At 71.4% G+C, this 22112-nt stretch carries 18 protein-coding genes and 1 tRNA gene; 6 read left to right on the top strand and 13 right to left on the bottom strand.

Annotated features, from left to right (window positions below; translation table 11 throughout):
* The first annotated feature begins 25 nt into the window (after positions 1-25).
* The 4 genes from ASG05_RS14315 to ASG05_RS14300 all read left to right on the top strand — a co-directional run bounded on the left by ASG05_RS14315 (position 26) and on the right by ASG05_RS14300 (position 2806).
* On the top strand, positions 26-823 hold the full coding sequence (locus ASG05_RS14315) for an ABC transporter permease (RefSeq protein ID WP_235491531.1): 798 nt from the start codon (positions 26-28) through the stop codon (positions 821-823).
* Positions 823-1584: an ABC transporter ATP-binding protein gene (locus tag ASG05_RS14310; RefSeq protein ID WP_056262299.1), complete on the top strand. Its 762-nt coding sequence runs from the start codon at positions 823-825 to the stop codon at positions 1582-1584. Before ASG05_RS14315 ends, ASG05_RS14310 begins: the two co-directional genes overlap by 1 nt.
* A 9-nt stretch (positions 1585-1593) precedes the next feature.
* Positions 1594-2403, top strand: a complete 810-nt coding sequence (locus tag ASG05_RS14305; RefSeq protein WP_157490259.1) for a hypothetical protein — start codon at positions 1594-1596, stop codon at positions 2401-2403.
* Between the two features lie 121 nt (positions 2404-2524).
* On the top strand, positions 2525-2806 hold the full coding sequence (locus ASG05_RS14300; protein ID WP_157490258.1) for a PilZ domain-containing protein: 282 nt from the start codon (positions 2525-2527) through the stop codon (positions 2804-2806).
* A 25-nt stretch (positions 2807-2831) separates the two neighbouring features.
* Here ASG05_RS14300 and ASG05_RS14295 read toward each other — a convergent pair whose 3' ends face one another.
* From ASG05_RS14295 to ASG05_RS14270, 6 genes are all read right to left on the bottom strand, one after another.
* Positions 2832-3137 (bottom strand): helix-turn-helix domain-containing protein, encoded by a 306-nt coding sequence (locus ASG05_RS14295; RefSeq protein WP_056262293.1) that lies wholly within the window; start codon positions 3135-3137, stop codon positions 2832-2834.
* A gap of 124 nt (positions 3138-3261) precedes the next feature.
* Positions 3262-4566: a CDP-glycerol glycerophosphotransferase family protein gene (locus ASG05_RS14290; protein ID WP_200936887.1), complete on the bottom strand. Its 1305-nt coding sequence runs from the start codon at positions 4564-4566 to the stop codon at positions 3262-3264.
* Between the two features lie 54 nt (positions 4567-4620).
* Positions 4621-5508 carry a glycosyltransferase family 2 protein gene (locus ASG05_RS16495; protein ID WP_056263097.1) on the bottom strand — a complete coding sequence of 296 codons (888 nt, stop codon included), beginning with the start codon at positions 5506-5508 and terminating at the stop codon, positions 4621-4623.
* A complete protein-coding gene (locus tag ASG05_RS14280) occupies positions 5505-6311 on the bottom strand; it encodes a CDP-alcohol phosphatidyltransferase family protein (RefSeq protein WP_056262291.1) in 807 nt (268 codons plus the stop codon). The genes ASG05_RS16495 and ASG05_RS14280 overlap by 4 nt, the downstream gene beginning before the upstream one ends.
* A 6-nt stretch (positions 6312-6317) precedes the next feature.
* On the bottom strand, positions 6318-7361 hold the full coding sequence (locus ASG05_RS14275) for a glycosyltransferase family 2 protein (RefSeq protein ID WP_056262289.1): 1044 nt from the start codon (positions 7359-7361) through the stop codon (positions 6318-6320).
* Positions 7362-7511: 150 nt separating this feature from the next.
* Positions 7512-9287, bottom strand: coding sequence for a trypsin-like peptidase domain-containing protein (locus tag ASG05_RS14270; RefSeq protein WP_056262287.1), 1776 nt, complete (start codon positions 9285-9287; stop codon positions 7512-7514).
* Positions 9288-9431: 144 nt separating this feature from the next.
* On the opposite strand from ASG05_RS14270, the gene ASG05_RS14265 reads away from it, so the two are divergent.
* Positions 9432-10631, top strand: coding sequence for an aminotransferase class I/II-fold pyridoxal phosphate-dependent enzyme (locus tag ASG05_RS14265; protein WP_056263093.1), 1200 nt, complete (start codon positions 9432-9434; stop codon positions 10629-10631).
* Here ASG05_RS14265 and ASG05_RS14260 read toward each other — a convergent pair.
* The 5 genes from ASG05_RS14260 to ASG05_RS14240 all read right to left on the bottom strand — a co-directional run bounded on the left by ASG05_RS14260 (position 10617) and on the right by ASG05_RS14240 (position 17204).
* Positions 10617-11480 carry a carbon-nitrogen hydrolase family protein gene (locus ASG05_RS14260; protein ID WP_056263089.1) on the bottom strand — a complete coding sequence of 288 codons (864 nt, stop codon included), beginning with the start codon at positions 11478-11480 and terminating at the stop codon, positions 10617-10619. The genes ASG05_RS14265 and ASG05_RS14260 overlap by 15 nt on opposite strands.
* Positions 11477-12571: a glycerate kinase gene (locus ASG05_RS14255; protein ID WP_056262286.1), complete on the bottom strand. Its 1095-nt coding sequence runs from the start codon at positions 12569-12571 to the stop codon at positions 11477-11479. Before ASG05_RS14255 ends, ASG05_RS14260 begins: the two co-directional genes overlap by 4 nt.
* Positions 12572-12692: 121 nt before the next feature.
* A tRNA-Met gene (locus ASG05_RS14250) sits at positions 12693-12766 on the bottom strand.
* Between the two features lie 159 nt (positions 12767-12925).
* Positions 12926-15868: a UPF0182 family protein gene (locus ASG05_RS14245; RefSeq protein ID WP_082486832.1), complete on the bottom strand. Its 2943-nt coding sequence runs from the start codon at positions 15866-15868 to the stop codon at positions 12926-12928.
* A 100-nt stretch (positions 15869-15968) separates the two neighbouring features.
* The gene (locus ASG05_RS14240) at positions 15969-17204 is read right to left on the bottom strand and encodes a PDZ domain-containing protein (RefSeq protein WP_082486831.1); all 1236 of its coding nucleotides are present in this window, start codon (positions 17202-17204) and stop codon (positions 15969-15971) included.
* On the opposite strand from ASG05_RS14240, the gene ASG05_RS14235 reads away from it, so the two are divergent.
* Positions 17203-18597: a zinc-dependent metalloprotease gene (locus ASG05_RS14235; RefSeq protein ID WP_056262280.1), complete on the top strand. Its 1395-nt coding sequence runs from the start codon at positions 17203-17205 to the stop codon at positions 18595-18597. The genes ASG05_RS14240 and ASG05_RS14235 overlap by 2 nt on opposite strands.
* A gap of 852 nt (positions 18598-19449) precedes the next feature.
* On the opposite strand, the gene ASG05_RS14230 is transcribed toward ASG05_RS14235, so the two are convergent.
* Positions 19450-21162 carry an ATP-dependent helicase gene (locus ASG05_RS14230; RefSeq protein ID WP_056262278.1) on the bottom strand — a complete coding sequence of 571 codons (1713 nt, stop codon included), beginning with the start codon at positions 21160-21162 and terminating at the stop codon, positions 19450-19452.
* Positions 21159-22091, bottom strand: coding sequence for an NAD(+) diphosphatase (gene nudC, locus ASG05_RS14225; protein ID WP_056262273.1), 933 nt, complete (start codon positions 22089-22091; stop codon positions 21159-21161). The genes ASG05_RS14230 and nudC overlap by 4 nt, the downstream gene beginning before the upstream one ends.
* Positions 22092-22112: the final 21 nt, after the last annotated feature.

The following is a 22112-nucleotide window of genomic DNA, read 5'->3' as shown; positions in this document are numbered from 1 at the left end:
GGTGTCCTGAGCGTGAAGGACGTCCGTGAGCACTGACCTGGCCGGTCGGCCCCGTCGTAGCGGTGCCGCGCGATACCGCCAGACGTTGTGGCTGTTGACGAGTCGCGACCTCAAGGTCCGCTACTCGACGTCGAAGCTCGGCTACGTGTGGTCGATCCTCGACCCGCTCGTCATGTCGGGCATCTACTTCTTCGTCTTCTCGGTCGTCTTCAAGCGCTCGGTCGGCGACGAGCCCTACATCGTCTTCCTGCTGTCGGGCCTGCTGCCGTGGATGTGGTTCAACGGCGCCGTCTCGGACAGCACCCGTGCCTTCATCCGTGAGGCCAAGCTCGTCCGGTCGACGAAGATCCCGCGCACGATCTGGGTCTTCCGACTGGTCGGGTCCAAGGGCATCGAGTTCGCCCTCAGCCTTCCCGTGCTGGCCGTGTTCGCCGTCGCCGGTGGGGCCGAGCTGCACTGGCAGGTGGTCTTCTTCCCCCTCGCCATGGTCATGCAGACGCTGCTCGTCGCCGGGGTCGGACTGATCGTCGCCCCGCTGGTCGTGTTCTTCCGCGACCTCGAGCGGGCGACCAAGCTAGCCCTCCGCTTCACGTTCTACGCCTCCCCCGTCATCTACGGCACCCAGGACCTCCCCGACGGCCTCCACCTGCTCGCGGCCTTCAACCCGTTGAGCGGCATCTTCGGCCTCTACCGCTCGGCGTTCTTCCCCGAGCAGTTCGACCTCACCGAAGTCCTCGTCGGCGGTGGCGTGTGCCTCGTGGTCCTGGCCGTCGGACTGCTCGTCTTCCGCGCGAGCGAGCGCGCCGTGCTGAAGGAGATCTGATGACCCCGACCGTGCAGGGTCCCGTGATCCGCGTCGACGGCGTCGGCATCCGCTTCCGTCGCAACCGTCGCGGACGTCGCTCGTTCAAGGACCTCTTCGCCGACAGTGGTCGCCGCTCGCGTCCGGGCGAGTTCTGGGCCCTGCGCGACGTGAGCTTCGAGGTGCACCCGGGCGAGGCCATCGGCGTCGTGGGACGCAACGGTCAGGGCAAGTCCACCCTGCTCAAGCTCGTGGCCGAGGTGATCCTGCCCGACACCGGCACCGTCGTCGTCTCGGGCGGCGTCGCGCCCCTGATCGAGATCACGGGCGGCTTCGTCGCCGACCTGACGGTCCGTGAGAACGTCTACCTGACGGCCGGCCTCCACGGCATGCACCGCAGCGAGATCGACGAACGGTTCGACGAGATCATCGACTTCGCCGAGATCGCCGACTTCGTCGACACCCCGTACAAGCACCTCTCGAGCGGCATGAAAGTCCGCATCGCCTTCGCCGTGATCTCGCGACTCGAAGAACCCGTGGTCCTCGTCGACGAGGTGCTGGCGGTCGGCGACAAGGCCTTCCGCGAGAAGTGCTACGCCCGGATCGGCGAGATGCTGGCCGACGGCCGCACGCTCTTCCTCGTCTCGCACAACGAACGCGACCTGAAGCGGTTCTGTCGACGGGGCCTCTACCTCGACGGGGGCCGCCTCGCCTTCGACGGACCGCTCGACGAGGCGCTGGCCCGGTACGCCGCCGACCACCCTCCCCGCCCCTCGGCGTAGTGTCGACGGGTGCCCTTCCGTCGTCACCCCCAGAGCCCCGACCACGACCGCGACCCCTCCTCGTCGAGCGCCGAGCTGAGCGCGCGCGACGACGCCGCGTCGCCCGAGTACCACTACGAGACCTCGACGCCGGAGCGGACGGACGACGCCGCGTGGGTCCGGCGCCTCGACAAGCTCCTCGCCGTCCAGCGTCCGGTGGTCGTGAAGCACGTCGCCATGCTGCGCCGTCGCCACAAGAAGGCCACGCCGGAGAAGCTGATCGGCGTCCTCGAGCGTGAGTACCTCGCCGCCGTGACGACGGGTGGCGCGGCCGTCGGGGCCAGCGCGGTCATCCCGGGCGTCGGCTGGGGCGTGTCCCTGGCCCTGTCCGGCGTCGAGACCGCCGGGTTCCTCGAGGCGAGCGCCCTCTTCGCCCAGTCGGTCACCGAGGTCCACGGCATCGCCGTCTCGGACCCCGACCGCGCACGCGCCCTGGTCATGGCCATGCTGCTCGGCGGCCCGGGCGCCAGCCTCGTCCGCCAGTTCGCCGGCGAGGCCATGGGCACCGCTCCGGCTCGCACGGCGTTCTGGGGCGAGTTGGTGACCGACAAGCTGCCGAAGGCGGCCATGAGCGGCCTCACCGACACCATCCGCAAGCAGTTCATCCGACGCTTCGCGGCCTCCCAGGGTGCCTCGGTGCTCGGTCGCGCCATCCCGTTCGGCATCGGAGCGGTCGTCGGCGGAACGGGCAACCACCTGCTCGGCCGCAAGGTGGTGACGACCGCGCGGACGGCGTTCGGCGCGCCGCCCACCGAGTTCCCCGCCAGCCTGGCGCCCTGACCCGGCAGGGTCCGGTCGTCCGCTCGGGTGGACGACCACGATCCGGTCGTCTCGTCCCCTACCACCCGTCGTCCACAGGTCCGTGGGACGGGCATCGGTGGTCGCACCCATCATGGGGCCCATGACCACGACGACCCTCGCCTACACCGTTCCGTTCACCCTCGACCGCCGCCGCGCACCCCGGGTCTACCGCCTCGTCAACGACTCCCCCGAGACGGTCACGGGCGTCCGCGTCACCCTCGTGGGCACGGGCCTCCTGGTGCCCGTGGCGACCACGCGACTCGACCCGGGCTCCTCGGTCGATCTCTGCGTGCTCGGGGTCGAACTGGCCCGCAGCGCCATCGCCGTCGTCCGGTGGTTCCGCCCCGACGGCACCGAGTACCTCTGGCGGTTCAGCTTCTGAACGAGGGTCGAGGGCGACGTCCCCGTCAGCTCGAGAGCCGCGCCCGCCGTTCGGCCACGTAGTCGGCGGCCGTGAAGGCCTCGACGAGGGGCGGCAGGTGCTCGACCCCGAGACCCGTGACCAGCTCGGCCGGGTCGACCCCCAGCACCACGGCCAGTCGGACGACCGTGTGCAGCACGGGGTTGCCGATGCCACGTTCGATCTTGCCGTAGTTCGAGACGTTCATGCCCGCCAGGTGCGCGACCTCGTCCTGGCTGAGCCCGAGCCGGAGGCGCTGGTCACGGATGCGCTCTCCGAAGAGTCGGGCGGCGGCTGAGGTCGGTTCAGGCATGCCTCATGGATACGCGGCTCGGCGTCTGAGATCCAGAGTCCAGAACACCGAGACATGCATGCCCTGTGCATGAAAGCACCAACAGGCATCCTCTCGGGCTGGACGTCGACCCCGACCTCGACAGCTAGAGGTCGGTGGCCTCCGGGTCCCCGGCCTCGGGGTCCGCGCCTCCCGACGCTCCGGCGGCGCGCCGCTCGTCGACGGCAGGGTGGCGCTCGGCGTAGTCGTCTCGCAACCGGACGAGGTCGCCGACCGCGGTCTCGAAGCGCTGCGTGGCGGCCCCGGGCGACGTGTCACCGAAGTGGTGACGGACCCAGTGCTCGAGACGGCCCCGCGCCTCCGGGTCGCCGACGACGCGGTCGACGAGCGCGACGATGTCGCCGGCTCCCTCCGCCGACAGCCACTCGGCGTGGCCGAGGTAACCCGACTCGTCGACGTCGGCCTCGACCGCCACCGGTCGCGTCACGACGAGCGGTCGACCCGTGGCGAGCCGGTCGTAGACCATCGCCGAGATGTCGGTGACGGCGACGTCGGCCGACGCCAGCTGCCACCCCAGTTCGGGCCCCACGTCGTGGACGTGGTGCGCCTCGGGGTCGCGCGCGTTGGCGTCGGCGATCGCCCGGATGACGGCTTCGTGCGCCCGCTTGTAGTCGGGATCGAGCACGCCGCTGCGCGGATGCGCCCGGTAGACGACCCGGTGTCGCCCCGTGGCGAGGAGCGCCTCGACGAGGGCGAGGCCGTGCGTGCCGATCGACCCGTAGGCAGCCGCGGGTCGGTCGCCCTCCCAGGTGGGGGCGTAGAGCACGACGAGCCGGTCGTCGTGCGGGTACGGGACGTCCCCGGCGAAGTGGTCGGCCTGCGGCCTGCCGACGGGCACGGCTCGTTTCTCGAGGTCGTAGTCCCAGAGCTTGGCGGCGAGCCGGCCCTTGGCGGCGTCACCGGCCACGAAGGCGTAGTCGTACGCCTTGAACTGGTTGGTCGTCATGTACATCTTGTCGCTCTCGCCGTGGTTGACGAAGACGTGCCACATGCGGCCGTACCGCATCATCTGGAAGTTCTTGGCGTTCTGGTTGACGTAGAGCGTGAGCGCGAGGGGCTGGGCGGCGACGAAGTCCTCGAGATCGGCCACCTTGCGGGCGTAGACGAGCGGCACCGGGCACTCGTCGAGCATCGTGACCATCGTGCCGGGCGAACGGACGACGACGGCGACGGGGTACGTCTCGGCCAGGTGCGCGAGCGGCGCGTACCACTGCCTGATCTGGTACATGTTGACGGTCGTGTCGGCGAAGTAGACGGCGACGCGGACGGTGCCCGGTGCGGGCGTCGCCGCGGCCCGGGGGTCACGTTCGAGTCGGCGGCGGCTGCTGCGCGACCGGACGGCTCGGCGGGCGAGGCTCCAGGCGAGCCCCAGGTCTCGGGTCAACGGCACGCGGACTCCTCGGATCGGGTCCGCCGCCCTGATGGGCACCGGACCCCGGAAAGCCTAGAGGACCGGAGGTCGGCCGGCCCTGGACATCCGCAGGACCGTCAGCCAACCGATGGACCGTCGGCCCCCCGGCGCCTCGCGCCAGCCCTCGAGCCACCCCCCGAACCACGGACGCAGGCGCCCCGGGGTCCGAGCCCAGCGGAGCAGCTGCACGGCCGTCCACGAGCCGACGTAGACGGGCACCAGCGGCCAGGGCAGGTTGCGCTTCGCCAGCCAGACGCGGTTGCGCGCGTTGAGACGGTAGTAGTCGGCGTGCCGGGCCGGGTCGATCGCCGGGTGGTTCGCGACGAGCGAGCCCTCGTACCAGGTGCGTCGCCCCTGGGCCCAGACCCGCCAGGCGAGCTCGATGCCCTCGTGCGCGTAGAAGTACGGTTCGCCCCATCCGCCGCAGGCGACGAAGACGTCGCGGGGCAAGAGCGTCGCACCCTCCCAGACCGAGAACACGTCGCTCGACCGACTGGGGTCTCCCTTGCGGAGCCGGGGCGTCCATCGACGAGGGTTGACGGCGCCGTCGGGGTCCACGACGCGCGGCTGCAGCAGCCCGATCTCGGGCCGCGCCCGCAGCAGGGCGACGGCGTCGGCCACGAAACGCTCCGACGGCAGGCGGGCGTCGTCGTCGAGGAAGAACACCCAGTCGCCCGACACCGCCTCGGCCCCGCGGTTGCGACCGGCGGGGATGCCCACGTTCTCGTCGAGCTCGAGCAGACGGACCCCGGCCGGCACCTCGACGGGTGGGGTCGCCTCGTCGCGCCCGTTGACGACGCACACGACGTCCAGCTCGACGTCGCGCTGGGCGAGCAACGACGCCAGCCCGCGACGCAGGTCGTCGGGCCGACGCCCCTGCGTCAGGCTCACGACGCCGACGCGGGGCACGCCCCCGCTCAGGAGCGCACCCGCTTCGAGGCCACGATCGCGACGAAGTGGCCGACCAGGGCCAGCACCGAGAGGGGCAGCAGGGCCAGGAGCAGGACGCGGTCGGCCGTGACGCCACCGACCACCAGGCCGACGATCGCGGCGACGAACACGAGCATGGTCAGCTCGACCGAGTGGTAGAGCCGGTGGAAGGGCACGAACCTCGCCGCGCTGCGCAGCCGGGACAGGAGGCGCCCGCTCGGTTGCGTCGCGCCTCCTCGCTTGTCTTCGAGGCGGTCGAGGCCCGCGTTCGCGCGCGCGACGTGGACCATGTCGTTGAGGGCCTTGTTGAGCACGATGACGAGGGCCAGGGCGAAGCCGGCGGTCGTCCAGGCGAAGTCGGCGGGGGTCTCGAACGGGAAGCCCGCGGCACGGACGCCGAGCACGATCGGGATGAGCGCCTCGGTCGAGTAGTGGCCGACCTTGTCGAGGAACACCCCGGCGGGCGAACTCGTGCCGCGCCATCGCGCCACCTCGCCGTCGCAGCAGTCGACGAGCATCTGCAGCTGGCCGAGCACGAGGGCGAGCAGGGCGCCGGTGATGCCCGGCACGAGCAGCGACAGGGCCGTGCACCAGCCGACCAGGATCATCAGCCCCGTCACGCCGTTCGCCGAGACGCTCGTCTTCAGCAGCCACCACGTCAGGTACGGAGAGACGTCTCGCAGGTACAGCGACGCCGTCCAGTGCTCGGCGTTGGCACGGCTGCGCACCTCGGGTGGCTGGGCGACGCGTCGCAGCTCGGCGATCGAGTTCGGTCTCGTGGGCAGCGCGGTCATCGGCGGCTACCTTCCGGTCTGGGCGGTGATGTTCTTCGTGAGGTCGAGGAAGCCGAGCACGAAGCCGACGCCCCACCCGAAGTGGATGGAAGGCAAGACTACGAGAAACCAGGCACGGGTGCGGAGGTCGTCGCCCCGGGCCGCCAGCACGGCGGCGGCGAGCACGAAGACGACGTAGACGCCGGGCACGACGAGGGCGAGCGTCGCCCAGCCGAGCGGGCTGCCGAGCACGAGACCCACCACGCCCGCGATGCCGACGACGAGGCCGAGGGCGACGCCCAGCACCATGGCCGGCGGCACGAGGTAGCGCAGCGTGTTCGCCTTGGGGAACCGTCTCGCGAGTTCGCCGCGCCACAGCCCCGTGGCGACGAACTGCCGTGCCAGCTTTCGCAGGCTCGGACGCGGACGGTACGTGACGACGAGCCGGGGGGTGAACCACACCGTGCCGCCCGTGGCCCGGAGCCGACGGTTGAGCTCCCAGTCCTGACCGCGCTTGACGCCCTCGTCGAACAGGCCGACCTCGATCAGACGGTGCCGGAGGAACACGCCCAGGTAGGCCGTGTCGGTCGGCCCCTCGGCGCCGCCGACGTGGTGGGGCGTCCCGCCGAGACCGACCCGGCTGCCGTAGGCGCGGGCGACGGCCTTCTCGAAGGGGGTGCGGCCGACCGCGGCCATGATGCCGCCGACGTTGTCGGCACCGCTGCGTTCGAGGGTCTCGACCGCGATGCGGGTGTAGTCGCTCGGCAGCACCGAGTGGGCGTCGACGCGGACGGTGACCGGGTGCACCGAGGCGCGGATGGCCACGTTGAGCCCGGCGGGGGTCGACCCCACGGGGTTGGGGATGCTCCGCACCCGCGGGTCGGCGGCCGACATCTCGGCGACGACCTCGTTCGTCCGGTCGACGCTCGGGCCGAGTGCCAGGATGACCTCGAACGGGCCCTCGTAGTCCTGGACCAGCAGGCTCTCGACCGCGGCCCGGATCTCGTGCTCTTCGTTCAGGACGGGCATGACGTACGAGACACCGGGTCGGGTGCTGTCGCCTGCTGGCATGGATCGCGTTCCTCGGGCTCGTGAGCGCCGGGGAGGCGCGGGTCGGGGCTGCGGGACGGCCGCAGTGATCGTGGCGAGCTTAGCAACACGCGAACGGGGGCCGGGACGCCTGAGCGCCCCGACCCCCGTCTCGTCGACCGGGGACCTCCCCTAGCTGGTGAGCGTGTCGAGCGTCACGTCGGTCGTGGCGGTCTGCCCGTCGCGCACGTACGTCAGCTCGGCCGTGGCGCCCCCGGCGAGGAACCTGACCTGCGCGGTGAGGTCGGTGCGGTCGCTGATCGGCACGCCGTTGAACTCGGTCACGACGTCGCCCTGTCGGAGGCCGGCGTTCTGTGCCGCGCCACCGGAGCTGAGTTGCACGATGAGGGCCCCGACGCGGTTCGCGTTCGCGTCGCTCGTGGCGTCGTTGACGCTGGCGCCGAGGAGCCCGTGGCTGGCCGAGCCGTTCGCCATGATCTCTTTCGCGACGCGCTGCACCAGGTTCGAGGGCACCGAGAAGCCGACGCCGATGCTGCCCGACGAGTCACCCGAGCTCGCGATGGCCACGTTGAGGCCGATCAGCTCGCCCTGCGAGTTCAGCAGCGCACCACCCGAGTTGCCCGGGTTGATCGAGGCGTCGGTCTGGATCACCGGCAACGAGATGACCGAGCTCGCCTGGTTCTGCGTGCTGCCGTCACCGTTGTTGAACGAGAAGGGGCCCTGGCCGTTGTTGTCGTTCTGCTGGCCCTGGTCGCTGCCGTCGCTCGGCGCGGCCGAGGACTGCACGGTGATGCTGCGGTTGAGCGTCGACACGATGCCGTCGGTGACGGTGTTCGACAGCCCGAGCGGTGCGCCGATGGCCACGGCCGTGTCACCGACGTTGAGCTTCGACGAGTCGGCGAAGTCGATGGGCGTGAGGCCGCTCGCGTCGATCTTCAGGACGGCGAGGTCGACCGTGGGGTCGAGGCCGACGACCTCGGCCGGCAGGATGCTGCCGTCGCTCAGGGTCACGGTGATGGTGCCCGACGCGCTGGCCCCGTCGAGCGTGACCACGTGCGTGTTGGTGACGATGTAGCCGTCGTCGCTCAGGATGACGCCGGAACCCGTGCCGCCGGACTCCCCCGCCGTCACGTTGATGGTCACGACGGACTTCGTCGCCTTGGCGGCCACCGCCGTCACGACCGTCGCGTCGTCGTAGTCGTTCACCGTGAGGTCGCGCGACTGACCCGTCGACGAGACGCCGACCCCGGAGTCACGCGAGAGGACCGCCGCGACGCCACCACCGGCCGCGCCGCCCACGAGGACCCCGACGAGCAGTGCCGCGGCGACGGCGCCCAGGCCCCGTCGGTTCTTCGCGGGCTTCGGCGCGGGGGCCTGCCACCCCGCGGACGCGTACGAGTTCGTCGTGTCGTAGGCGAACGCCGACGATCCGGACGGGTTCTGCCCGTACGGGTCGTTCGTCGACTGCTGCTGCTGCGGGTACGAGCCGGGCTGCTGGTACGAGGCCGGTTGCTGGTACGACCCGGGCTGCTGGTACGAGCCGGGTTGCTGGTACGAGCCGGGTTGCTGGTACGACCCGGGCTGCTGGTACGAGCCGGGCTGCTGGTACGGCCCCGGCTGCTGGTACGACCCGGGCTGCTGGTGCGACCCCGGCTGCTGGTGCGACGCGTCGTGCGGGTGCGCTTGGTCGTGCTGCTGACCCTGCGGGGGGTGCTGCGCGGACTCGTCGGGTCGCGACGCGAACGCCCCGGCCTGCGGGGTGCTGCCGGGCAGGGGAGGCGCCCCGTACGTGACCCCCTGGTCGGCCGGGTACGGCGTCGTGGGCTGGGCGTCGTCCGGTGCGACCCGGTGCTCGCCCTGGGCGCCCTGCGAACCGTCGGCGGTGCCGTCGGACGCGCGGGGCTCGCCGTCGTCGGTGCCGTCGTCGCGGCGGGGGGTGTCGGTCATGGTGCTCCTTCCAAGCCCTGACAGCCTGATCGCCCAAGCTGGGCGGATCATACGGCGAGCCTGTGAGCGGACTGCGCCCGCCTTATGCGGCACCTGGACGAGCCGACCCCGACATCCGTCGCGCAGGGCTACGGTGACGGGATCATGACCCATCAGGCACCCTGGCAACGCGCCGCGAGCGGCGCCATGCTCCTCGACCACGACGGCCGGCTCGCTCCCACGATCTTCGCCGAGATGTCGGCCCTCGCCACGGCGACCGACAGCATCAACCTCGGCCAGGGCTTCCCCGACGAGGACGGCCCGGACGAGGTCCTCGACGCCGCCCACGAGGCGATGCGGTCGGGGCTCAACCAGTACCCGCCCGGGCGCGGCATGCCCGTGCTGCTCGATGCCGTCGCCGCCCACCAGCGACGGTTCTACGGCATCGACCTCGACCCACGACGCGAGGTCCTGGTGACGGCGGGGGCGACCGAGGCCCTGGCGGCGACGATCCTGGCCTTCGTCGACCGCGGCGACGAGGTGGTCACCCTCGAGCCCTTCTACGACGCGTACGGCGCCCTGATCGGGCTCGCCGGAGGCGTGCACGTCACCGTGCCGCTCCGGGGGCCCGACTCGAGCGTCGACCCCGACGAGCTGCGTCGGGCCTTCGGTCCGCGCACCCGGCTCGTGGTGCTGAACGACCCGCACAACCCGACCGGAAGCGTCCTCGACGACGCGACCAGGCGTCTCCTGCTCGAGCTGGCGATCGAGCACGACGCGCTCGTCGTGACCGACGAGGTCTACGAGCACCTGCTCTTCGACGGGGTCGCTCACGTGCCGTTCGCCACCCTGCCCGGCGCGGCCGACCGCACGATCTCGATCTCGTCGGGCGGCAAGACCTTCAACACGACCGGGTGGAAGATCGGCTGGTTGACCGGCCCGGCCGAACTCGTCGATCGCGTCGTCGCGGTCAAGCAGTACCTGACGTTCGTGAACGGCTCGGTCTTCCAACCCGCGATCGCCGTCGGCCTCGGACTGCCGGACGCCTACTTCGACGGCATCGCCCGGACTCTCGGCCACAAGCGCGACGTGCTCTCGGCCGGGCTGCGTCGCGCGGGGTTCACCGTCCGGCCGAGCGTCGGCTCGTACTTCGTGGTGGCCGACGCGGCGCCCCTCGGCTTCGACGACGCGGCCGACCTGTGCCGACGCCTGCCCGGGCTCGCGGGCGTCGTCGGCGTCCCGATCAGTGCGTTCTGCCACCCGGTGTTCGCCGCCGAGCAGTCGTCACTCGTGCGGTTCGCCTTCTGCAAGCGCATCGACGTGCTCGAACGGGCCTCGGCCCAGCTCGCGTCACTCTCGGTCTGACCCCGACCCGGTCGACGTGCCGTCGTCGAGGGGGCGCGGGACGACGTCGTAGCGCCGCAGGGCCAGCGAGGGGTTCGTCCGGCGCACGTCGGCGATCCGCGCGGCCGACACCCGCGCGAGCGCCAGGGCGTCGACCTCGTCTCCGACCGATGCCAGCGCGACCCCCGTCGGGTCGACGATCGTGCTGCACCCCACGCCGACGGGCGGGGCGTGGTCGGCCGCGGCGACGTAGATCGTGTTCTCGAGCGCCCTGGCCGTCACGAGCGTCGTCCAGTGGTGCTGCTTGAGGGGCCCGCGCACCCACTCGGCCGGCATCAGCACGACGTCGGCCCCGGCGTCGACGAGCGTGCGGGTGACCTCGGGGAACCTCAGGTCGTAACAGGTCTGCAGCCCGAAGACGAGACCGTCGGACTCGAACGTCGCGGCGACGGCGAGGGGGCCCGGGACGATCCAGCGGGACTCCTGCCCTCCGAACGCGTCGTAGAGGTGCTGTTTCGAGTAGGTCGCCACGACCCCTCGACCGGGCGCGACCGCCACCAGCAGGTTCTCGAACCGCGACGGGTCCGACGAGACGGCGACCAGGCCGGCCACGAGCACGACGTCGAGACGGTCGGCCAGGCGACGGAGGTGCTGCACGAACGGCCCGTCGACGGGCTCGGCGGCCTCGAGGTAGGCGGGGCCCAGCTCGGCGGAGAAGAACGACGAGTACTCGGGGAAGACCACCACGCGTGCCCCGCGGCGGGAGGCCTCCTCGGCGAGGACCTCGATGGTCCGTCGGTTGCGCGCCGGGTCGTCACCCGGCGCCGTCTGTGCCACCGCGACGACCACGTCGCCCGCGCCCGCACTCATCGTGCCCACCGCTCGGCCACCAGGGCGGCCGCCTCCTCGAGCCAGAAGGAGGCGCGGGTCGTCGACTCGTCGACGCCACCGGCCACCTGCGTGGTCGAGACCACGTCGGCGAAACCGTCGACGGGAGCGTCGACCTGCCCTGCGACGAGGATCACCGGAACGCCGTGGGCCGACGCGAGCCGCGTCACCAGCGACACGGTCTTGCCCGCGGCGGTCTGCTCGTCGAAACGGCCCTCGCCCGTGATGACGAGGTCGGCGGTGGCCAGGGCCTCGGGCAGGCCGACGGCGCGGGCCACAGTCTCCGCTCCGGGCACCAGTCGGGCACCCCACGCGAGCAGGCCGAACGCCGTCCCGCCCGCCGCCCCGGAACCAGGTGTCGTCGGGTCCACGTCGACGAGGCTCGCGAAGCGTTCGAGGCCCCGGTCGAGCGCCAGCACGTCGTCCTCCGACGCCCCCTTCTGAGGCCCGAACACCGCGGCCGCACCGTGGGGCCCGAGCAACGGACTGTCCACGTCGGCCAGCAGGGTGACTCCTCCGCGGGGGACGGGCACCGTCGCCGACAGATCGACCCGCACGGCCGTGGTGAGCCCGTGGTTGCCGTCCGCGACGGGTTCGCCGAGCGAGTCGACGATGACGGCGCCGAGGTCCGTCAGCGCCCCCGCTCCCCCGTCCGTCGACCCGCTGCCGCCGAGACCGACGAACAGCCGTTCGGCGCCTGACTCGACCGCCGCGCGGATGACCGCCCCCAGCCCTCGGGTGTGCGCGTCGTGCGGGGCGGGTGCGGCCAGGAGCCCGAGCCCGCACGACGAGGCGAGTTCGACGACGGCCGTGCCGTCGGGCAGCGTGAGCCACGGGGCGTCGACGGCTCGGCCGTCGGGGCCCTCGACGACGACCTCGCGACGGATGCTTCCGGGCACGGCCCTCTCGAAGGCGTCGAGAGTGCCCTCCCCGCCGTCGGCGAGCGGCAGCACGACGATCTCGTCGTCGGGCCGCGAGCGTGACCACCCGGCGGCGAGCGCGTCGGCGACCGCGGACGCGCCCAGGCTGCCCTTGAACGCATCGGGCGTGACGACCACCCGGAGTCTCGACATGCCTCAACCATGGCACGGTCGGTGCCCTCGACCCCGCGCATCCGCGACCGGACCCACCGGCGTCGGGGCCCCGGGACGAGAAAAGCCCCGGTCTTTCGACCGGGGCTTTTCTCGTTTCTTGTTGCGGGGGCAGGATTTGAACCTACGACCTCTGGGTTATGAGCCCAGCGAGCTACCGAACTGCTCCACCCCGCGGCACAAGACATGATTCTAGCACGCCCTGCGCGAGGCGTCCAATCGAGCCCGTGACCCCCGTCGCGTCTCGCCACACGCGCTCTGGCCGCCCCTCACCGGAGACGACGAGACCCCCTTCCCGAGGACGGGAAGGGGGTCTCGCGACGGTGTGACGAGTGTCTACTGTCCGCTCGCCGCCACGGCGTCCTCGAGAGCGGTCTGGAGGCGCGCATCGGCCTCCGCCGCCTGGACGAGGTCGTTGTCGGCATAGGCCGCCGCCCGGTCGTTCAGCGCCTGCTGGGCGTCCGCGAGGGCCTGGTCCAGCGCGGCGTTGTCCGTGCCCGTCCCCGTCCCCCCGGTGTCGGGAGTCGCGGTGCCGCCGTCCGTGGCGCCTCCGTCGGTGGCGCCACCGGTGTCGGTGCCGTCGGTGCCTTCACCCGTGGTGGGCACGCCGTTGTCACCGGCCGTCGCCCCCGAGTTGCCACCGAACAGCGAGTCGAGTGCACCGTCGAGGGTGTCCTCGAAGGCGATCTTGTCGCCGAACGAGACCAGGATGCGCTGCAGGACCGGGTACGACGTCTCGGAGTTCGACTTGACGTAGATCGGCTGGACGTACAGCAGACCGCCACCCACCGGCAGGGTCAGCAGGTTGCCCCGCACGACGCTCGTGTCGCCTCGGGTGAGCAGCGCGAGCTGGTTCGCCACGGCCGTGTCGGTGTTGAAGTTGTTCTGCACCTGTCCGGGGCCGGGCAGGGTGTCGGTGCGCGGCAGGGCCAGCAGGGTGAGCTTGCCGTAGTCCGACGAGATCTCGCCCGGCGTCGACCCCGCGTCCGCGTTGGCCGCCAGGTAGCCCGTCAGGACGTTCCGAGCGTTCTCACCCGACTGCTGCGGGATGTAGGTCGAGTAGATCGAGAAGGCCGGGTCTTGGTCGGGCAACTGCAGCGTCAGGTAGTACGGCGGCTGCAGCGGCGGGTTCTGTGCGTTGCTCGTCGGCTCGTTGGGCGTGACCCAGGCGTCGTCGCTCGAGTAGAACGAGTCCGCGTCGGTGACGTGGTAGGTGCCGAGGATGGCTCGCTGGACCTTGAACATGTCTTGCGGGTAGCGGACGTGCTGGAGCAGCTCGGCCGACATGTCGCTCAGCGGCGACAGCGTCGAGGGGAAGATCTTGTCGTAGGTCTGCAGGATCGGGTCGCTGGTGTCCCATGCGTAGAGCTTCACCGAACCGTCGTAGGCGTCGACCGTGGCCTTCACCGAGTTGCGGATGTAGTTGATGTTGTTCGACGCGTACACCGGTCGGTCGTTGTACGTGTCGGCGATCGCGTCGGACAACGCCTGCGGCTTCGAGTACGGGTACTCGTTCGTCGTGGTGTACCCGTCGACGATCCAGACGACCTTCCCGTCGACGACCGAGGGGTACGGTGCGCTGTCGATGGTGAGGTACGGGGCGACCTTCTGGACGCGCTCGGTGGGGTCGCGGTCGTAGAGGATCTGCGACTGGTCGTTCACGGCGTCCGACAGGAAGATCTGCTCGGACTGGAACTTGATCGCGTAGATGAGCTTCTTGAAGACGTTGTCGAGCTTGGGCCCGCCGTCGCCCTCGAAGGTCGTCGTCTCGTTGGTGCCGTTGTCGTTGCTGCCCGACGGGTAGTCGAGCTCGATGTCGTTCTGGCCGGTGCCACCCACGATCGAGTAGGTGGGCGACTCCTGGCCGAAGTAGACGCGCGGCTCGTAGTCGCCGAGGGCACCCGTCACGGGGATGCCCGACTCGAGGAAGACGGGTTGACCGTCCGCCGACCGCTGGTTGCCGTAGGCCGCGACGACCCCGTAGCCGTGCGTGTAGACGAACGTCGTGTTGTAGGGCGTGGCCGAGTTGCCGAGCTGCGAGGTGTTCAACTCGCGGACCGCGATGACGGTGTCCTGCACGTTGCCGTCGATCGTGTAGCGGTCGACCGCGAGCTGCTCGGGGAAGCTGTAGTACTGGCGGTACTGCTGCAGCTGCGCGAAGGCGTCGGTGACGAGCGCCGGGTCGATGATGCGGATGTTGGCGGTGGTCACGGCGTCGCCGGCGAGGGCACCCGCCTCGGCGTCCGACTTCGCGTCGTAGGTCTGCTCCTCGACGTCGGCGACGCCGTAGGCCTCACGCGTGGCCTGGATGTTGCGCTCGATGTACGGCGACTCGACCGTCCGCTCGCTCGGCTCGACCGTGAAGCGCTGGACGATCCACGGGTAGATGCCCCCGACGATGATGCTGATGATGATGAGGGCGGCGGTGCCGATCACCGGCAGGCGCCACCGACCGACGATCGCGGTCACGATGAAGAGGATCGCCACGACGACGGCGATCCCGGCGAGGATCTGCTTGCCGGGGATGCCGGCGTTGACGTCGGTGTACGTGGCACCCGTCAGCAGCTTGTTCGTGCCGTCGGACAGGGTCGCGTACTGGTCGAGCCAGAGGCTGACGCCCTGGAGCAGCAGGTAGACGGCCGCCGTGGTCGCCAGCTGGATGCGGGCCACCTTCGAGATGCGCACCTCGCGACCGGTGAAGCGCAGGGCGCCGTAGAGGTAGCTGGTCGCGACGGCGGCGATGCCGGCGATGAGGACGACGGCCGAGGCGAAGCCGACCGCGGCCTGGTACAGCGGCAGCTCGAAGACGTAGAAGCCGATGTCGAGCCCGAACTGGGCGTCGGTCTGACCGAAGGGAGTGCGGTTGATCCACTCGAGCACCGTCTGCCACTGCGTCGACGTCGCGATGCCGGCGAAGAGGCCGAGCACGACGGGGACGCCGATGACCACGGCACGACGCAGGGGCTCGATGACCTGCTGGTAGCGGTCGAGCTGCGAGTTGAGCTTGGCGTAGACGGGACGGAACCGGAAGGCCACCTCGATGCTGACGTAGACCGGCACGGCCATGGCGACGAAGCCCACCGCGAACATGACGAGGCGCGAGATCCATTGCGTCGTCAGCACGCCCGTGAACCCGAGCTGCTGGTACCAGAGGTAGTCGGTGAGCAGCGACGAGAAGATGAAGAAGGCGATGACCAGGGCGGCGAGGACGGCCACCGTGACGAGGACGGGCAGTCGGGGCGAGCGTCGTGCGGTTCGCGACGATGCGGGTGACGTCAAGGGTGTGCTCCTGGCTGACGGGGACGTGGACGGCCATCCTACGTGCCGAGCCTGGCCGTCTCAGCGTCCGCCTCTCAGCTTTGCGCGGGCTGCACGAACCCTATCGAGCAGCCGTGCACGTGGGCAGCGACGACGTGTTGCCGCCGTCCGCGACCGTCTCGAGCGCGGTGACGGCGTCGTCCAGCGTGGCGACCGAGTAGACGTCGAGGCCGGCGGGCACGTTGCCCACGACCTCGGAGCAGTTCGAGGCCGGTGCGAGGAAGATCGTGGCACCGGCGTCGCGGGCACCGTAGAGCTTCTGGCGGATGCCGCCGATGGCGCCCACCTCGCCCGAGGCCGTGATCGTGCCGGTGCCCGCGACGTTCTCGCCTCCGTTGAGTTCACCGGGCGTCGTCTTGTCGATGATGCCGAGGGCGAACATCATGCCCGCGCTCGGCCCGCCGACCTGGTCGAGCTTCAGCGTGACGTCGAAGGGGTAGGTGTAGTCCACGCTCACCCCGACCCCGAGCAGGGGCGTGCCGGCCACTTCTTCCGGGGTGACCTGCTCGGTCACGGTCGTCCCGTCGCGGTCGACGACGACCTCGGCGGGCGCGGACGCGCCGTTCGCCGCGACGAGGCCGCGCAGCACGTCCACGTCGGCGTCCGTCGCCAGGCTCGTGCCGTTCACGCTGACCAGCACGTCGCCCTCGCGCAGGACGCCCTCGGCCGGGCTGCCCTGCGACACCTGGCTCACGGTCACGGCGCTGGGTATGGCGTACCCCTCGTGGATCAGCGCGGCGGCGATCGCCGACTTCTGCGAGTTCTGCATGTCGACGGCGTTCTGCTCGTCGACCTGGTCGTTCGAGACACCCGACGGGTAGACCGCCTCGACCGGGATCACCGAACGGCTGCGGTCCGCCCAGGCCCCGACGACGTCGACCCAGCCGGGTCGGACGTCCTGGTTGCCCTGGACGCTCACGGTCAGCAGGTCGAGCGTGCCCGAGGTGGGATACGTCTCGTGACCCGACACCGTGATCAGCGGCTGCGACGACCCCTCGTACTCGGCGCTGCCCAGGGTGTCGAACACGGGCCCCGGCTGCTCGATGAGGTACGGCGACGGGAGCAGGCTCAGGGCGCCGGCCGAGAGGGCGGCCACGCCGAGCAACGGCCAGCCCCAGCGGCCGGCGCGACGGTCGGACGAGGGGGCGGTGCGCGGGGGCGTGAAGAAGGCCACTGCGGTCCTTTCGGGATCGGCCGGGGAGGCGCGGGTCGCGTTCGCCACGAGCGGAGCGTCGGCCCCCGGGCGGTGGCCGAATCCCAGGATCTTCGTGCGGCCAGCAGCTAGCGTAGTCAGCATGACCGATGATTCGCCGCGCGGGCCTGAGGACGAGTTCCGCGACATGCTGCGGCAGTTCCTGTCCGGCGGGTCCGAGATCGATCCGTCGCAGCTCGCGGGGGCTGCAGGCCTCCCCGACGACCCCGCGTTCGTCGCCCGCCTGATGAGCCAGCTGCAGGACGCGGTCAACCGCAGCGGCGAGGGCATCGACTGGTCGGTCGCGACCGACCAGGCCGTCGCCGTCGGCTCGCAGACCGCGGTCGCCGCGACGGCGGGCGAGACCGCCGCCCTCGAGCAGGCCTTCCACGTCGCCGCCCTGTGGCTCGACGACGTCACCTACGTGGCCGAGCTGACCGTCACGCCCCGCCTCGTCACCCGGGCCGAGTGGGCTCGCCTCACCATGCCGGTCTGGAGCCAGCTCGCCGAGCCCGTCGCGATCTCGATCGCCGACTCCCTGACGGGTGTGCTCGGCGAGCAGGCCCCCGAAGAGATGCGGTCCATGCTGGCCGGCGCGAGCCAGGTCATGCGCAGCGTCGGCGGCACCCTCTTCGCGATGCAGCTCGGGCAGGTCGTGGGCCAGCTCTCGACCGAGGTGGTCTCCGGCGGCGACGTGGGCATCCCGCTGCTCGACGACCAGCAGGCCGCCCTCGTGCCCCAGAACGTCGCCGCCTTCGGCGAGGGCCTCGACATCGAGGCCGACCAGGTGCAGCTCTACCTCGCCGTGCGCGAACTGGCGCACGCCCGCCTGTTCCGTCACGCCCGGTGGCTGCGACTCCACCTCATCTCGTCCATCCGCGAGTTCGCCCAGGGCATCCGGATCGACACGTCCCGCCTCGAAGAGCTCGCGGTCGACTTCGACCCCTCGAACCCCGGCGAGCTGCAAGAGGCCATGAAGAGCGGCGCGCTCATCCCGCCCAAGACCGACGAGCAACTGGCCGCGCTGGCCCGCCTCGAGACGACCCTGGCGCTCATCGAGGGCTGGGTCGACGTCGTGACCGCCCAGGCCACCGCGCGCCTCCCGAAGTCCGCCGCCATCGCCGAGACCGTGCGCCGACGCCGTGCCGCAGGGGGGCCCGCCGAGTCCGCGTTCTCGACCCTCGTGGGCCTCGAGCTCCGGCCCCGGCGGCTGCGCGAGGCCGCCGCCCTCTGGCAGACGGTGTCCGACGCCGTCGGGGCCGAGCGCCGCGACGCCCTCTGGTCGCACCCGGACATCGTGCCCACGAGCGCCGACGTCGACGACCCCCAGGGGCTCGTCACCCGCCTGACGTCGAGCGAGCCCGCCTTCGACGACGTCGACCAGGCCATCCGCGACCTGCTGGACGACACGACCGACGACCGGCCCCGCGAGGGCGAGGACGGTTCGGCGACCGAGCCGGGCGATCCGGGGCCCGACACGGACGCACCCCGCGCCTGAGCCCTCGTCGCCGGACGGTCCGTCCCGGGTGCGCGTGAGCGCGGCCAGGACCGTCGACGATCGCGCCTGTGGACAACCCCGGAACGGCTCGTCCGCCCCGGCATGATCGGACGATGAGCCTCACCCTCGACCCGCGCGCACCCGTGGTGTGGCGCGACCCCGGCACCCTGCAGTTCGGAGTCGACCGTCCGTCGCTCGTCCTGAGTCCCGTCAGCAGGCTCGACGAGCAGGTCGTCGCCGCGGTCGCCGCGGGCCACGGGACGGGTGGCCTGCCCACGCTCGTCGCCCACCTCGGTGCCGACCCGGCCGCCGTGTCGGCCTCGATCGACCGGCTGCGTCCCGCGCTGGCGGCCGGTGCGTCCTCGGTCGCCCCGTCGCCCGTCGTCCTCGTGGCGGGGCCGGGCCCGGTGGCCGACGCCGTCGCGCACCTCCTCGGGTCGTGCGGTGTCGACGTGCGGCGACCGGGAGTCGACGCACCACCACCACGAGGTGCCATGGGCGTGCTCGTCGGAGGGCACGTCGTCGACCCCGGGCGGCGGCGCGAGTGGCTCCGGTACGACCTCACGCACCTGCTCGTCCGCGTCGGCGACCGACACGCGAGGGTCGGTCCCGTGACGGTGCCGGGGTCGACCGCCTGCGCGCGCTGCCTCGACCTCCACGCGGGCGAGGCCGACCCCGCCTGGCCCGCCATCGCGGGTCAGCTGAGCCAACGGACCCTCACCGCGCCTCCGTCGCTCTCGGTCCACGAGATCGCGTCACGGGCGGCTCGTCGCCTGTCGTCGCGCCTCACCGGAGTGGCCGGCACGGCCACGGACGACGTGGTCGAGTCGATCTCGATCGAGGACGGGCTCGTCACCCGCGCGAGCGTCCGGCCGCACCCGGAGTGCGGGTGCGCAGCTCTTCCACGAAGCGACTCACCCGTCGATCGCCGCCCCGTCCCTGGCCGGACCGGCTCCACGACAGGCGCAGCCGTTCACGGGCCCTCGTGACGCCGACGTACAGCAGCCGGCGCTCTTCGTCGATCGCCGCGTCGTCCTTGGCGTAGCTGATCGGCACCAGCCCCTCGCTGAGGCCGACGAGGTAGACGCTGCGCCACTCGAGCCCCTTCGCCGAGTGCAGCGTGGCCAGCGTGACCGCGGCCATGGTCGGCTCGTGCTGCCCGGCCTGCCGCGCGAAGAGTTCGTCGACGAACTGGCGGAGCGTCGTGCCGGGCACCGAGGACTCGGCCAGGCCCATGATCGTGTTCAGGGACTCCCACCGGTCACGGACGGCTCCACGCTGCTCGGGGGCCTCCTGCGTCCAGCCGAGCGAGCGAAGCACGTCGCTGACGGTCTTGAAGAGCGGTTCACCCACGATGCTGACCGCGGCGCCCTTCATCATCATCAGCGCCTCCTTCACCTCGCGCAGCTCGAAGAAGCGCGTGGCGCCGTGGATGCGGGTCGACACGCCGACGTCGGCGAGCGCGCGTTCGATCGCCGCGGCCTGGACGTTGACCCGGTAGAGCACCGCGATCTCTTCGGGCGCGACACCCGAACGGATCTCGTCGGCGATCGTCTCGGCGATGCCCCGAGCCTCGGACGAGTCGCTCGGGTACTCGGTGACCGGCGGCACGGGGCCCGTCGTCTCGACGGCGGGGTGCAGGTGCAGGGCCCCGGGTCGGCCCCGCATCAGCTGGTTGGCCGTGTCGACGATCTGCCTCGACGAGCGGTAGTTCTGCTCGAGGCGGACGACCGTGGCGTCGTCGTAGCGCGAGCCGAAGCCGAGCAGGTAGTCCGACGACGCGCCCGCGAACGAGTAGATCGTCTGGCTGGCGTCGCCCACGACGCACAGGTCGTTGCGGCCGCCGAGCCAGAGGTCGAGGAGGTCCTGCTGCAGGGGCGAGACGTCCTGGTACTCGTCCACGACGAAGAAGCGGTACTGCTCGTGCACCTGCTGGGCCACGCGGGGCTCGAGCTCGAGCATGCCGACCGTCGCGAGCAGGACGTCCTCGAAGTCGAGCTGGCGGCGTTCGTCCTTGACGGACTCGTAGGCGCGGTGCAGGTCGAGGGCCTTCTCGACGGTGATCGCCGGCGGCAGCGACCGGCTCGGCAAGGCCTTCGCGTACTCCTCGAGGGTCAGTCGCGAGACCTTGCGCCACTCGATCTCGGCGGCGAGGTCGCGCAGGGCCGCCGTGTCGATCTTGAGCCTCAACGACTCGGCGGCGTGGGCGAGGGCCTTCGCCTTGCTGTCGAGGAGGCGCGGCATCTGACCGCCCATCGTCTGCGGCCAGAAGTACGACAGCTGCGAGAGGGCCGAGGCGTGGAAGGTCCGGGCGGAGACTCCCCCGGCACCCAGGTGGCGCAGGCGCCCCCGCAGCTCGGCTGCCGCCCGCGAGGTGAAGGTGAGCGCCATGACGCGGTTCGGCGCGTAGACGCCGGTCGCCACCCCGTAGGCGATGCGGTGGGTGATGGCCCGCGTCTTGCCGGTGCCGGCCCCGGCCAGCAGGCACACGGGCCCGAGCAGCTTCGACGCCGCCCGGCGCTGCTGCTCGTCGAGCCCGGCGATCAGGTCGGCGGCCTCGGTCACTGGTCGATCTCGCCGCCGAACCAGTCCTCGATGATGGCTCGGGCGATGGACGTGCGCCCCGGCAGGACGATCTCGCCGAGGCCGGCGACCAGTTCGTCCCGGCTGAACCACCGCAACTCGAGGATCTCGGCACCGTCGGGAGTCAGCGTGCCGGGGTCGTCGGCGTCGACCTCTGCCCGGAACCCGACCATCAGGCTCGCCGGGAACGGCCAGGGCTGCGACCCCACGTAGCGGGGCGAGACCACGTTGATGCCGGACTCCTCGAAGATCTCGCGCTGGACGGCATGCTCGAGCGACTCGCCGGGCTCGACGAAGCCCGCCAGCAACGAGTAGCGGTTCTTCTCCCACAGGGCGTTCGAACCGAGCAGGAGGCGGTCGTCGGCATCCGTGACGCCGACGATGATCGCCGGGTCGGTCCGGGGGAAGATCTCGTGACCGTCGTCGGGATCGCGTCGGACCCAACCCGCCTTGTCGGTGACCAGACGGCGCCCGGTGCGGGGCGAGAACCGGTGGGAGTCGTGCCAGTTCGCCACGGCCACGGCTTCGACGGCGAGGCCGGCGTCCCGGGCGCTGAGCTCGGAGCCGGACACCCGCGGGCTGCCCCAGGCGGCCTCGTCGGGCGCGATGGACCGGGCGCGCTCGTCGTCGAGGAGGGCGGCCAGCACGGGGGTGCCCACCGGTTCGGCGGCCGCCGGGTCTTTCGAGACCCCGAGGTAGACGTAGTCGTCGGCGGCCGGGACCGACGCGGCCGGCAGCAGCGCCAGGGCACCGGCCGAGGCCATCAGCGTGCGGCCTCGCCAGACCGGCAGCACGCGCGTCGACGTCGAGGCGAGCAGCTCGTCGACGACGCCGTCACGCTCTCTGGTCAGGTAGTCCCGGTCGACCTGGTGTCGGGCGAGCGGGAGGCGGGACGTGAGCGGCGAGGACATCGGACGACCAATCATCGCGAG

Origin of the sequence: Frigoribacterium sp. Leaf186, from assembly GCF_001423905.1 — a bacterium.
GTDB lineage: Bacteria > Actinomycetota > Actinomycetes > Actinomycetales > Microbacteriaceae > Frigoribacterium.
The sequence above is the reverse complement of the archived record's forward strand: the minus strand, read 5'-3'. Positions and strand labels throughout refer to the sequence as shown.